Source organism: Streptomyces laurentii (assembly GCF_040635425.1).
GTDB classification, from domain to species: Bacteria; Actinomycetota; Actinomycetes; order Streptomycetales; family Streptomycetaceae; genus Streptomyces; species Streptomyces laurentii.
The window spans coordinates 55969-68146 of the sequence record NZ_JBEYHT010000046.1; the positions used below are offsets into that span (position 1 = coordinate 55969).

The 12178-nt window shown below is 70.6% G+C and carries 10 protein-coding genes and 4 pseudogenes; 9 read left to right on the top strand and 5 right to left on the bottom strand.

Annotated elements, in window-relative coordinates:
• Positions 1-4: 4 nt before the first annotated feature.
• Positions 5-910, bottom strand: a complete 906-nt coding sequence (locus ABZ693_RS25380) for a LysR family transcriptional regulator (RefSeq protein ID WP_359881444.1) — start codon at positions 908-910, stop codon at positions 5-7.
• Between the two features lie 73 nt (positions 911-983).
• On the opposite strand from ABZ693_RS25380, the pseudogene ABZ693_RS25385 reads away from it, so the two are divergent.
• Positions 984-1538, top strand: a pseudogene (locus ABZ693_RS25385) (DMT family transporter); the annotation flags it as partial.
• Between the two features lie 95 nt (positions 1539-1633).
• Here the strand turns inward: ABZ693_RS25385 and ABZ693_RS36180 are convergent.
• Positions 1634-1762, bottom strand: a pseudogene (locus ABZ693_RS36180) (IS200/IS605 family transposase); the annotation flags it as partial.
• 25 nt (positions 1763-1787) lie between these two features.
• On the opposite strand from ABZ693_RS36180, the gene ABZ693_RS25390 reads away from it, so the two are divergent.
• Entirely contained in the window at positions 1788-3017 is a 1230-nt protein-coding gene (locus ABZ693_RS25390) for an RNA-guided endonuclease InsQ/TnpB family protein (RefSeq protein WP_359881447.1), read from the top strand.
• Between the two features lie 54 nt (positions 3018-3071).
• Positions 3072-3566, top strand: a pseudogene (locus tag ABZ693_RS25395) (HD domain-containing protein); the annotation flags it as partial.
• Positions 3567-3675: 109 nt separating this feature from the next.
• Here ABZ693_RS25395 and ABZ693_RS25400 read toward each other — a convergent pair.
• Positions 3676-4935, bottom strand: a complete 1260-nt coding sequence (locus tag ABZ693_RS25400; RefSeq protein ID WP_359881450.1) for an MFS transporter — start codon at positions 4933-4935, stop codon at positions 3676-3678.
• Positions 4936-5070: 135 nt separating this feature from the next.
• Between ABZ693_RS25400 and ABZ693_RS25405 the strand changes: the two genes are divergently transcribed.
• The 6 genes from ABZ693_RS25405 (at position 5071) to ABZ693_RS25430 (ending at position 10426) form a co-directional block, all read left to right on the top strand.
• Entirely contained in the window at positions 5071-5256 is a 186-nt protein-coding gene (locus ABZ693_RS25405) for a DUF397 domain-containing protein (RefSeq protein WP_359881452.1), read from the top strand.
• An 84-nt stretch (positions 5257-5340) separates the two neighbouring features.
• Complete coding sequence (locus ABZ693_RS25410) at positions 5341-6060, top strand: vWA domain-containing protein (protein WP_359881454.1); 720 nt, start codon at positions 5341-5343, stop codon at positions 6058-6060.
• A gap of 54 nt (positions 6061-6114) precedes the next feature.
• Positions 6115-7497, top strand: coding sequence for a tetratricopeptide repeat protein (locus tag ABZ693_RS25415; RefSeq protein WP_359881457.1), 1383 nt, complete (start codon positions 6115-6117; stop codon positions 7495-7497).
• A gap of 315 nt (positions 7498-7812) precedes the next feature.
• On the top strand, positions 7813-8850 hold the full coding sequence (locus ABZ693_RS25420; protein WP_359881460.1) for an ArsR/SmtB family transcription factor: 1038 nt from the start codon (positions 7813-7815) through the stop codon (positions 8848-8850).
• A 151-nt stretch (positions 8851-9001) separates the two neighbouring features.
• On the top strand, positions 9002-9535 hold the full coding sequence (locus ABZ693_RS25425) for a pyridoxamine 5'-phosphate oxidase family protein (RefSeq protein ID WP_359881463.1): 534 nt from the start codon (positions 9002-9004) through the stop codon (positions 9533-9535).
• Between the two features lie 180 nt (positions 9536-9715).
• Positions 9716-10426, top strand: coding sequence for a chitinase (locus ABZ693_RS25430; protein WP_359881466.1), 711 nt, complete (start codon positions 9716-9718; stop codon positions 10424-10426).
• A gap of 85 nt (positions 10427-10511) precedes the next feature.
• On the opposite strand, the gene ABZ693_RS25435 is transcribed toward ABZ693_RS25430, so the two are convergent.
• Both ABZ693_RS25435 and ABZ693_RS25440 read right to left on the bottom strand, forming a co-directional pair.
• Complete coding sequence (locus tag ABZ693_RS25435; RefSeq protein ID WP_359881468.1) at positions 10512-12032, bottom strand: lipase family protein; 1521 nt, start codon at positions 12030-12032, stop codon at positions 10512-10514.
• Positions 12033-12094: 62 nt separating this feature from the next.
• A pseudogene (locus ABZ693_RS25440) lies at positions 12095-12178 on the bottom strand (transposase); the annotation flags it as partial.

The following is a 12178-nucleotide window of genomic DNA, read 5'->3' on the forward strand; positions in this document are numbered from 1 at the left end:
CGATTCAGTCGGTCGGTGGTGTGCCGGCCGCCCGCAGGGCGTCGACGACGGCGCGGATGGAGGGTCGGCGTCCGGCGTCGGTGCGCCAGGTGGCGTAGATGTGCCGGCTGACCGGCTGTCGTACGGGGACGAAGGCGACGTCGTCGTCCATCGGCAGCCGGCCGAGGCGGGGTGCGACGCAGACGCCGAGTCCGGCGGCGACCAGGGCGAGCTGGGTGTGGTGGTCGGCGGCGACATGGGCGATGCGGGGCTCGATGCCCTTGGCGCGCAGGGTGAACATCAGCCATTCGTGGCAGAACTCGCCGCGTGGCCAGGAGACCCATTCATCCTCGGCGAAGTCCTCCAGGTCGACGACCTCGCGGCCGGCGAGCGGGTGGTCGGCGGGAAGGGCCAAGTCGGCGGCGTCGTCGAGGAGATGGGCCCGTTCGAGGCCGGCGGGGACGGGCGCCCGCTTGTTGTTCCAGTCGAGGACGACCGACAGGTCGCAGTCGCCGCGCAGTACTTCGCGGATCCCGGGCTCGGGTTCCAGCTCCGTGGTGTGCACGCGCAGGTCGGGGTGAGCGGCGCGCAGGGCGCGGATCGCGGACGGGAAGAGTCCGCGCATGGCCGTCGGGAAGGCGGCGATCCGTACCTCGCCGACCACCTGGCCGCGCTGGGCCTCTATGTCGGCCTGGGCGAGCTCCACCTGGGAGAGGATGCGGGAGGCGTGCTCGGCGAGCAGCAGCCCGGCATCGGTGAGCCGGACCCCTCGGCCGTTCTTGGCGAGCAGTTGCTGGCCGATCTCACGCTCCAGCTTGGCGAGCTGCTGGGACACGGCCGAGGTCGTGACGTGCAGGCCGTCGGCGGCGCCGCTCACCGAACCGTGCCGCGCGACCGCGTCCAGGGTCCGCAGACGCTCCAGATTCAACATATAAGCAATACTAAGACATATGAGGGAGAAGTTCTCACTTGTTCTATAAGGTTGATTCGGTGACGCTGAGGGAATGAGCAGTTCCACCCCCACGCACTCCCTCCCCCCCCCCCCACGTCACCCGCGCGTCGACTGGCGCATCCGCTTCGGTGCCCTCGCCCTGATCTGGGGATTCAGCTTCCTCTTGATCAAAGTCGCCACGGACGGCTTCGCCCCGTTCCAGGTGACCTTCGCCCGGCTCGTGTTCGGTACGGCGGTGCTGGCCGTCGCCGTGGCCGTCAAGGGCGACCGGCTGCCGCGCGGCGCGCGCGTCTGGGGCCATCTGGCCGTGGCGGCCATCCTGCTCAACGCACTGCCGTTCTCCCTCTTCGCGTACGCGGAGCTGACGATCCCCTCGACGCTCGCGAGTATCTGCAACGCCACCACCCCGCTGTGGGGCATGCTCCTCTCGCTCGTCGCCCTGTCCGAGGACCGCCCGACCCGGGTACGCGCGGCGGGTCTGGGCATCGGCTTCATCGGCGTACTGACCGTGCTCGGCGCCTGGCAGGGCTTCTCCGGCCTCGACGTCACCGGCACCGCGATGGCCCTGCTCGCCTCATTCAGCTACGCGGTCGGCTGGATCTACCTCTGATCTTGCGCGGTGTTCCGTCCTCGCGGGCGGGGGTGGAGCGCTTCCTTGGCTTGGTGGAGTGGGGTGCTGGAGTGTGCTCCGTGTTTGTCGTGGCGGGTCAGCATGTCGTTTGTCACGGCGTTGTGCCGGTACCTGGTGACGAAGGCCAAGTGGGCGTGTAGATGGTGGACGACGTGGCGCCCGGTGCGTATGTCGGGATTCGGTTTCCATCGTGGTGGTATGGGCCTAAAGGGTAGGGTGGTCGGTGTGCAGCTTCGGTACAGCTTCCGCCTGTATCCGAGTGCTGGTCAGCGTTCGGCGCTGGCCAAGGCGTTCGGGTGTGCTCGGGTTGTCTTCAACGACGCGTTGCGTGTCCGCGAGTCCGCTCGTGTCGCCGGGTTGCCGTTCGTCACCTCGGGGGAGTTGTCGAAACATCTGACGGCCTTGAAGAAGACTCCTGAGCGGGCGTGGCTCGCGGAGGTGTCGTCGGTGGTCCTCCAGCAGTCTCTTCGGGACCTGGATGCCGCGTACAGGAACTTCTTCGACTCCTTGAAGGGCAAGCGCCCGCGAATGGGCGCACCCCGGTTCAAGTCCCGGAAGGACAACCGTCACACGATCCGGTTCACCGCCAACGCCGGATGGCGGATCACCGGCGGCGGGAAGCTGCGGCTTCCGAAGATCGGTGATGTGCGGGTCAAGTGGTCGCGCTGTCTGCCGTCGGTTCCGTCCACGGTCAGTGTGGTCAAGGATGCCGCGGGCCGGTACTTCGCCTCGTTCGTGGTCGAGACCAGCACGGACGAGACGCTCCCTGAGGTGACGCCGGTCGTCGGTATCGACCTCGGCCTCACGCACTTCGCGGTCCTGTCGGACGGCGCGAAGATCGACAGTCCCCGCTTTTTGCGGCGGGCCGAGAAGAAGCTGAAGAAGGCGCAGCGGGACCTGTCCCGCAAGGAAAAGGGCAGCAAGAACAGGAACAAGGCCAGGGTCCGTGTCGCACGGGCACACGCCCGCGTCGCTGATGCGCGCCGCGAGTTCCACCACCAGCTTTCCACGAAGATCATCCGCGAGAACCAAGCGGTGGCAGTGGAGGACCTGGCGGTCAGGGGACTTGCCCGCACTCGCATGGCGAAATCCGTGCACGACGCCGGATGGTCGGCGTTCCTCGCGATGCTGGAGTACAAGGCCGCCCGGCACGGGCGTACCTTCCTGCGCATCGGCCGCTTCGAGCCCACGTCCCAGGTGTGCTCCCAGTGCGGCGTGAAGGACGGCCCCAAACCCCTGCATGTGCGTGTGTGGGCGTGTGGCGCGTGCGGGGCGGTCCTGGACCGGGATATCAACGCGGCGGTCAACGTCGCCAAGGCTGCCGGACTGGCAGTGTCAGCCTGCGGAGCGCGGGTAAGACCGGGACTCGTCCCGGCACAGCGCGAAGAAACAGGAACCCACCCGAAGCCCCAGCCGGAGACCACCGGCAGGCAGGCGGGAATCTCCGCCCTCTAGGACGGAGAGGACGTCAACTCTGGGGTTCGCTGAAGGCAGGCAGGCCGGGCCGCGCGCGGACTCGAGGTCGACCCCGAGCTCGCCTACGTCGGCGGCCTCTTCCACGACCTCGGCCTCACCCCGGCGTACGCCACCAAGGACCAGCGCTTCGAGGTCGACGGCGCCGAGGCGGCCCGCCGCTTCCTGCTCGACCACGGCCGCAGCGAGCAGGAGGCCCGTGACGTCTGGCTGGCCATCGCACTGCACACGACCCCCGAGATCCCGCTCCGGCTGGCACCGGAGGTCGCCGTGGTGACCCTCGGCGTCGAGACCGACGTCCTCGGTCTCGACCTCACCGAGATCACCGAACAGCAGCGGGCCGAGGTCGTCGCCGCGCACCCGCGCCCCGACTTCAAGAACCGCATCCTGAAGGCCTTCTACGAGGGCATGGCCGAGCGTCCCGACACCACCTTCGGAACCATGAACGACGATGTTCTGGCCCACTTCGCCCCGTCGTTCAGCCGGAAGGACTTCGTCGAGATCATCCGGAACAACCCCTGGCCGGAGTGAGGCCGCGACGGGGCCGGGCCGTGGGGGGCCAGACCCCGAGGCGACCCGAACCCGCTGACGCCTGCGGCCGAGGCCGTCCGCACTCCCGGGGCACCCGCGCCGAGGAGACTCAGCCGCCGACTTTCGGCAGAGGTGCTTCCTCCGGCTTCCCGGGGCGGGTGCGCTCGGCCCACGCGGCCACCGGCGGGCCCGCCGCGCCCAGGCCGGCGAACAGACCGCCGAGGAGTAGCCAGCCAGGGATTCCAAGCGTGAGGACCGCACCGGTCAGGACGAGCGGGGCGAGGGCCTGGCCGGCGTTGAAGCCGATGCCGAGGAAGCCCTGGTACTGGCCCTGGGCATGGTCGGGGGCGAGACCGAAGCCGAGCGCGTAGCCGCCCGAGGACTCCCACACCTCTCCGAGGCTGTGGATGGTCACGGCGACGACGGTGAGAACCAGCGCGGCCCAGATGGGAACCTCGGCGCTCAGCGCCATCAACACGCAGCTGACCAGGAACAGGATCCCGGCGAGACGGAGCGCCTTGCCGCCCTGCCGCGTGGTTTCCACCCTGGAACCGAGCTTGTACTGCAGGAGCAGACAGACCCCGTTGTTGACCACGTAGACCACGACCACGATCCAACGCGGCGCGTCGGTCTGGGTGGTGAGCCAGAGCGGCAGGAGCAGGGAGACGGTCTGGTACTGCAGACTCATCACGCTCCAGAGCGCGACGAAGGTCATGTACGGCCGGTCGGTGAGGACGGCCCACTGATGGTGTTCCTTGGGCCGGGGCAGCGGCCGGTAGTTCGGGACGCCGATGAACGCGATCAGCCCGGCGAGGGCGAAGCTGGCGGCGTTGGCGAGGATCAGCGCGGTGTAGGCGGGGCGCGTGTCGATCTGGATGGCGAAGGCCGAGCCCAGGGTGCCCATGACGACGCCGAGATTGACGTACGTACGGAGCTTGGCCCGGAAGGCGGCCGGGCTCTCCCCACTGGCACGCGCGATGAGGCCGCCGCCCGCCGCGCCGCCCGCCGTGGCGGCCAGCCGGTCCACGGTGGCCACCAGGGTGAACGCGAGCCAGCTGTCGATCCAGATGAACGCCGTCATCGCGACGGCCTGCACGACGAGGGCGACCAGCCAGATCGTGCGCGGCCCGATCCGGTCCGCCAGATTCCCCGCCGGCAGGCCGGCCGCCAGCCCGATGAGGCCCGCGATCGTCAGCCCCAGCCCGACCTGCGTGGCGGGCAGGTGCACCACGAACGTGAAGTAGAGGATGGACGCGGTGTTGAAGAGGCCGTTGCCGATCCTGTTGATGAAATTGGCGGCGATCAGAGCGCGCTGCGCACCGGCGTCCGGATGGTTGGATACCTGCTGGCTGGACCCCCGTTTAGTCATATCGATCACATTAACAGGGGTGCTCTGTAGGGCTGTTGGGCCTGCTGCCTGGGCATATCGCGCACGCCCAGGGGTCGGTAGCATCGGCCGCAGGGTGTATCCGTGTACCGCACATGCTCCGAAAGGACATCCGCGATGAACGAGTCCCCGCGTTGGTTCAAATCCTCGTACAGCGGTACCACCAGTGAGTGCGTCGAAGTCGCCTCCCACCTCTCCACCGCCCACGTCCGGGACTCCAAGCGTCCCGACGGCCCCCACCTCGACTTCTCCGCCCCGGCGTTCGCCCGCTTCGTCACGTCCGTCAAGGACGGCCACGCGTAGCGGCGGAGGTACCGCAGATCCGGCCACGGTGGCCGGTCCCGTACCCTCGGCAGCCGGAGGCGAGAGGGAGAGGAGGGCCCGGTCGTGGCCCTGAGTCTGCGCAAGGTCGAGGAGCGCGCGCCCGCGCTGGTCAGTCTGTACAAGAAGGCGGGGGACTCGCTGCGCAGGCACGGGATCGAGGGGCAGCGGGCCGCCGTGTACCTCGTCCTCGACTACTCCGGTTCCATGCGCCCGTACTACGCCGACGGCACCGTGCAGTCCTTCGCCGACCGGGTGCTCGGGCTCTCCGCGCATCTCGACGACGACGGGCGGGTGCCGGTCGTGTTCTTCTCCACCGACATCGACGCCGAGACGGAGATCGCGCTCGACGACCACGAGGGGCGCATCGACCGCATCGTGGCCGGGCTCGGCCACATGGGCAAGACCAGCTACCACCTGGCCATGGACGCCGTCATCGACCACTACCTCGACAGCGGTACGGACGCGCCCGCGCTCGTCGTCTTCCAGACCGACGGCGGGCCGATCAGCAGGCCGGCCGCCGAACGGTACGTCTGCAAGGCGGCGCGGTTGCCGCTGTTCTGGCAGTTCGTGGGCTTCGGCGACCCCGACAGCCGGCAGTTCGAGTTCCTGCGCAAGCTGGACGAGCTGGCGGTGCCGGCGAAGCGGCCGGTCGACAACTGCGGCTTCTTCCACGCCGGGAAGGACCCGCGCCGGGTCGGGGACGCGGAGCTGTACGACCGGCTCGTCGCCGAGTTCCCCACCTGGCTCGCCGCCGCCCGCTCCCAGGGCATCGTCCGCTCCTGACCGCCCCGCGCCCGGGAGGAGCCGGTGTCAGTGCGGACATCTACGCTCGCGTCCATGAACGTGGATGATCTCGGCTGGCAGGCTATCGAGTACGACGACGGTCTCTCCACGCGCAGCGTGAACTTGCTGCTGGAGCACGGCCGCCTGGACCTGGTGGTCCGGGTGGCGGCGGAGCGCGGTGAGTGGCCCTGCGCCGAGGGCGCGGTACGGGAGCTGTGCCGGGCGGGGGAGTTCGGGCGGGCGCTGGACGTGATGGAGCCGTTCGTCGCGATCGGCTCGCGCGACGCCCTGTGGGCGAAGGCCGAGATCCTACTCCAGGCGGGACGGCCGGAGGAGGCCCTGGACCTGGTCCGCCCGGGCGAGGCCGGAAGCGCCTGGAAGGACCGCGATGACTTCGCCGGACTGCTGGTCAAGGCAGGACGCGTCGACGAGGCGATCGAGTCGCTCGTTCCGGGCCTCGAAGGAGGGGGGACCCTGTCCGTACTGGTGGAGATCACCGAGGGGCAGGACCGGGACGAGCGGGTGCTGGAGCTGATGGCCCCTCTCGCCGACAGCGTGCGCCAGGCCCGCGACGAGGGACAGTGCGGCCACCCCTTCTCGCACGTGTGGGAGCTGCGGGCCCGAGTGCTGGAGCGCGCCGGCCGAGCCGACGAGGCGATCCGGATCCTCGGCGAGGAGACAGTCGCGCATCGCTGCTCCACCCAGAAGGCCTTCACCGACTACGTCGGACTCCTGGCACGTCACGGGCGGCTCGACCAGTTGCGGCAACTGGCCACCGGGCAGAACGCTCACGACCTCCTGGACATCTACGCCGGCGCCCTGCGCGCCCACGGCCGGGCCGAAGACGCCGAGGCCGTGATGCGTGACGCGATCGCCGCCGACGACTGGGTCGGATACCGCGCCTGGCTTTCCTCGACGCTGCTCACCGACGGCCGGCTGGACGACGCGATCGCCGTGGCCGAACCCGGCTTCAGCTGGTACGACTGCTCCAACCTTCTGTACCCGCTCGTCGTGCGGCTCTTGCTCTTCGACCGCCCGGAGGACCTGCTCTACCTCCTGGATCACCCCAGCGTCGTGGCCCACCAGGATCACGCGGAGTTCCAGCAGTGGTGGCGGGCCTGGGCACTCGCCGGCCTGGGACGGGTCGACGAGTCGATCGCCGTGGCCGCGGCCGATCCGGAGCCCTGGTCCGACCCCCGTATCGTCAAGGCCGGCCTCCTGGCCCGGGCGGGCCGTCTCGACGACGCCGCCGGCGAACTCCGGGCGCTGGGCACCGTCGAGGCGCGCCGGGAGCTGTTCGAAGTCCTGGTCCGGCAGGGGCGGGCGGGCGAGGCGGTCGACGTCCACCCCACGGCGGCGGAACGGCGTGCCGCCCGGCCGGAACCCCGGCCCGTCCCGGCCGGCGAGAGCGGGTACGCGCTGGAGCCTCCGTTCTAGCGACCCGTGCGGTCGGCCCGAGGGAGGGCGTCACCTGGGCTGCTGCTCCGCCGAGTGGCCGGGGTCCCCGGGGGCGCCGAGAGCGACACCGTGCCTTCCGAATCGCTCAGCCCGCCACACTCATCTCGCCCGCCGCACTCACCACGCCCGCCGGCCCCCGTCACGCCGAGCCGGCGTCCCTCCCGCCGTGGGCCCGATATCTACTGGCCCGTCCGCCCGCTCTCGACGAGGATGGACGGAGAGCGCGGGAGCGCGGCGGTACCGGTACCGGCACGGGCGCGGGCCGCCGGTCGGGGTTCGGGGGACGGTGACGTCATGTCGTTACGCATTCACTTCACCGTGGAGGACCTCGCACGGACCCGCATCGCCGACGGACCCGCGCCCTGCATCGAACTGAGCACCGCCGCACGGCACTTGCAGGAACGCACGCACGCGGTACGGCTCGGGGCCTGGCGCCACCGCACCCTGACCGCGCTGCGGCCCGACGCGCGCCTGGTGTTCGCGCTCATGCCCAGCCGGGGGCGGATCACGGACTTCCTGAGCGGCGTGAACGCCGCGACGCCCGCCGAACTGCTGGAACAGATCCGTTCCACGCCCCGCGGCCGCCTCCGGGCCAGCCTGGAGGAGACCGCCCGGCACCAGCCCCTGCCCTCGTGGGCCCACCACCTGCCCGACGACCCCCTTCTGCTGCGGCGGTTGTGCGACAGCCTGGAGGCCGTGGCCGGCCACGCTCTCGTCCCGCACTGGCAGGAGGTCCAGGCCATGGCGGCGGCCGACGCCGCCGTGCGGTCCCGGCAGATGCTCAACGGCGGCGTCGAGACCCTGCTCGCGCGCATCAACCCGCGACGGGTCCGGTGGCAGGCGCCCGTCCTGGAGATCCTGATGGCCTCCGGCCTGGACGCCGATGTGCACTTGGCGGGGCAGGGGATGCGGCTCCAGCCGTCGGTGTTCGCCGTCGAGGCCCCGGTCGTCGACCTCGACGCCCTGCCGCAACCCGTGCTCACCTACCCGGTGGCCCGGCTCCAGGAAGGCGCGGCCACACCGCTGTTCGCGCGCCCGCCGGCCGGCGACCGTGCCCACGGCGGCCGGGCGGGAGCGCCCGCGGTCGACGTCGTCGGATCCATGCTGGGCCACACCCGGGCCGCCGTGCTCCACACCATCGCCCGCCACCCGGGCTGCTCGACCCAGCAGCTCGCCGTGCTCGTCGGCATCGCCAAGGCCAGCGCCAGCGAGCACGCCACGACCCTCCGCAACGCCGGCCTGATCGACACCCACCGGGACCGCCGTACGACCGCCCACGTCGCCACCCCCACGGGCATCGCCGTACTCAACGCGCCCTCCGGACGGCCCTGACGGCGGCTGTCCCGGGCGCCGCGACCGTCACGGCGGCCGCGCCACGAGCGGCGTCCGGTCGGCCGGAGCTCACTGACGCCCACGGGGGTGGTGTCACCTGAGCTGCGTAATCCCGACGGAGGATGTCGGGATTCCGGTGTCTCCTGGACCCATGGGAGACACCGGAACCAACTGGTCCGCCTTCGAGGCCGCCGACCCCGGACTCGCCGCCGTCGTGCGCGAGCGATTCGGCACGTACGTCCATCACGCGCTCGCCACCCTCCGGGCGGACGGTTCGCCCCGGCTCAGCGGCATCGAGGCCGACTTCCGGGGCGGGGAACTGTGGCTCGGGATGATGGCGAACTCGCTCAAGGCCCGTGACGTCCGCCGCGACCCGCGTTTCTCGCTGCTCGCGAACCCGGGGGAGGGGACCGACATGGGCGGCGGCGACGTCCGGGTGTCCGGGCGGGCGGTCGAGATCGTCGACGCGGAGAAGGTCGTCTGGTACGTGGGGGAGTCCGGGGCGCCGGTGCCGCTGCACCTCTTCCGGGCCGAGCTGACCGAGGTGGTGCGCACCCGCGTCGAGGGCGAGGAGATCGTCTTCCAGGTCTGGACCCCTGGCCACCGCACCCGGGTCCTGCGGCGCGGTAACGACGACAGCCCGCCGCGGGAGGACGGTGTGGAGGGGAGCGCGGACGGCTCGTAGGGCTCAAAGAGGGCGTGCGCGGAGCCCGTACTACGGAATGACCGTCAGTTCATTGACGGAGATGCCGCCCGAAAGGACGATTCGACGCTTCATCCGACATGAATCCCGGAATCGGCAACCAGGATCCCCTCGGCGTCGCACTCCCGAGGCGCTCCCGTGCCGAAGCGAATCCGAGGATCCATGAAGCTTGCCCGCGTCCTGTCGATGGCGGCCTCGGCCGCCGTGCTCAGCACCCTCGCCGTGGCCGGCCAGACGGCGCCGGCCTCCGCCGCGTCGTTCGTGGTCAGCGAGGCGCAGTTCAACCAGATGTTCCCGGGCCGGAACTCCTTCTACACGTACCAGGGGCTGCTCAACGCCCTGAACGCGTACCCCAAGTTCGCCAACAGCGGCGACACCGCGACCAGGAAGCGCGAGGCGGCTGCCTTCCTCGCCAACGTCAGCCACGAGACGGGCGGACTGAAGTACGTCGTCGAGCAGAACACCGCCAACTACCCGCACTACTGCGACAGTTCGCAGTCGTACGGCTGCCCGGCCGGTCAGGCCGCGTATTACGGGCGCGGGCCGCTCCAGCTGAGCTGGAACTACAACTACAAGGCCGCGGGCGATGCCCTCGGCATCGACTTGCTGCACGACCCGTACAAGGTGGAGAAGGACGCGGCGGTCTCCTGGAAGACCGGGCTCTGGTTCTGGAACACCCAGAGCGGGGCCGGGCGGATGACCCCGCACGACGCCATGGCCGGCAACCGGGGCTTCGGCGAGACCATCCGCAGCATCAACGGCGCGCTGGAGTGCGACGGGAAGAACCCGGACCAGCGCGACTCCCGGATCAACCTCTACAAGAAGTTCGTCGGCGTCCTGGGCACGGACGCGGGCGGCAACCTGTCCTGCTGAGCGCGCCGTCGGACTTCGGGGGGTGGGAACGCCGGCCGGTCCGCCGGCGCCCCACCCCCCTCCTTCGTAGGGGCGCCCGTACGGGTCAGGCGGGGTCGGGGTAGGTGTACTCGTCGGCGGGGCCCGACGGCGAGGAGTAGCCGTTCGACAGGACGGTGACATCGACGGTCGACGGCTTGCCGGTGCCGGTGACCCCGGACGGCGAGGCCACGGTGATCGTGCCCGGCGGGGTGACCTGGGGGCCGGGGGCCTCCACCGCGGCGAAGAAGACCTTCGCGTCGGCGGTGAAGTTGACGCCGGTGACGGTGACCCGGGTACCGCTCCTTCCGTGGTCCGGACTGATGCCCGTGACCCGGACCGGCTCGGGCCCGCCGTACGCGAACTGGGCGGTGGGCACGGCGGGGGACGTGCCGAGGCAGGTGGTGACGCGTACGTCGGTCACGCCGATGCCCAGCGGAGCGTTGACGTGGATCGTGCTGTCGTCCTCGACGATGATGACGCCGTCCGTGCACGCGAACGGTCCAAAGTCGACCGCGACGCCCCCGCTGAATCCGGTTCCGGTGAGGGTGACCCGGGTGCCGGCCTGCCCGGTCTCGGGGCTGATGCCGGTGACCACGGGGCCCGCCAGGAGGGAGGGGGCGGCGAGCAGGCGGAGATAGACGTCGTTGGAGTGCTGGTAGGCCGCCTGGGCCATGAAGTCCTGGAGGGACTTCCGCATCACGGCCGTGTTCCTGGTCTGGTAGTCCGGGTTCAGCGGGACGGCGGGTCCGGGCTGGGCGTACGTGTTCGGGCCGGGAAGCCCCGCGACCGCCGAGAGGACGGCCTTGGTGTCGACGTCCGCCACCGGGCCGCCGTGCGGATACCAGCCCTTCGCCGTGTCGATGCTCGTCCAGGCCAGGGGCACCAGGTCGTAGCAGTTGACGTAGCGCTCGTTGACGACCCACGACAGGTCCTTCGTGACGTGCCGCGCGAAGTCCGGGCCGCCCGCCGTGGGGGCGGCGAAGGTGAAGAGGCCGAAGGAGGGGGTCGCGCCACCGGGCCAGGAGAGCGTCTGGAGGTACGCGGCGACCATGGTGGCCAGGCAGCCGCCGAGGCTGTGGCCGATCACCAGGACCGTCGGATTCGGCGGCGCCGCGGCGAGCGCGGCGGCGAGGGCCCGCGGCAGCGTGACGCCCTGCGCGCTCATGGACATGATCTGGGTGAACGCCTCCATCGCGCCCTTGGAGACGCAGGGCGGCGGGTTCGGCGGCGTACTGACGGCGGTGAACGGGACGACCGTACCGACGTCGAGGTCTTCGAGCAGGTCGGTCACGCTGCTGGAGACGGTGCCGCGGAGCACCACGGCGAACTGGTTGAAGCGGTCGTTGGTCTTGGCCAGATACGCCATGTTGGCGTTGTCCTCGCTCAGTGCCGCCCACGCCAGGGTCCAGCCGCCCTGGGTGGCGAGGAGGGGGACGGTGAGCTGCTGCGTGATGCCGAGGATCATCCGGGCGTACTGCTCGGCGGCCGACTCGCCCGACGGGCGGGGCGTGGCGGCGGTCGCCGCGATGGCCGCGAGGGTCATCGCCACCTGTGGCGTCGCCGGTGGGCTCTGCTGGGCCGACATGCTGCACTCCCTCGCCTCGCGCCCGGCCCGACGGGGCGGGTCGTGCGCAATCTAGTGCCGCATCAGGCAACGTTTGCCCTGGTGACGACTTCGCGTAGGCGTTGGTCGGTGGCGTGCTTGTTCCGCCAGATGAGGTAGCGGCGGAT

Excerpts from the sequence above, each read along its gene's own strand:
- ABZ693_RS25380 (WP_359881444.1), bottom strand. The coding sequence starts at position 910 with ATGTTGAATCTGGAGCGTCTGCGGACCCTGGACGCGGTCGCGCGGCAC.
- ABZ693_RS25400 (WP_359881450.1), bottom strand. The coding sequence starts at position 4,935 with ATGACTAAACGGGGGTCCAGCCAGCAGGTATCCAACCATCCGGACGCC.
- ABZ693_RS25405 (WP_359881452.1), top strand. The coding sequence starts at position 5,071 with ATGAACGAGTCCCCGCGTTGGTTCAAATCCTCGTACAGCGGTACCACC.
- ABZ693_RS25415 (WP_359881457.1), top strand. The coding sequence starts at position 6,115 with ATGAACGTGGATGATCTCGGCTGGCAGGCTATCGAGTACGACGACGGT.
- ABZ693_RS25420 (WP_359881460.1), top strand. The coding sequence starts at position 7,813 with ATGTCGTTACGCATTCACTTCACCGTGGAGGACCTCGCACGGACCCGC.
- ABZ693_RS25425 (WP_359881463.1), top strand. The coding sequence starts at position 9,002 with ATGGGAGACACCGGAACCAACTGGTCCGCCTTCGAGGCCGCCGACCCC.
- ABZ693_RS25430 (WP_359881466.1), top strand. The coding sequence starts at position 9,716 with ATGAAGCTTGCCCGCGTCCTGTCGATGGCGGCCTCGGCCGCCGTGCTC.
- ABZ693_RS25435 (WP_359881468.1), bottom strand. The coding sequence starts at position 12,032 with ATGTCGGCCCAGCAGAGCCCACCGGCGACGCCACAGGTGGCGATGACC.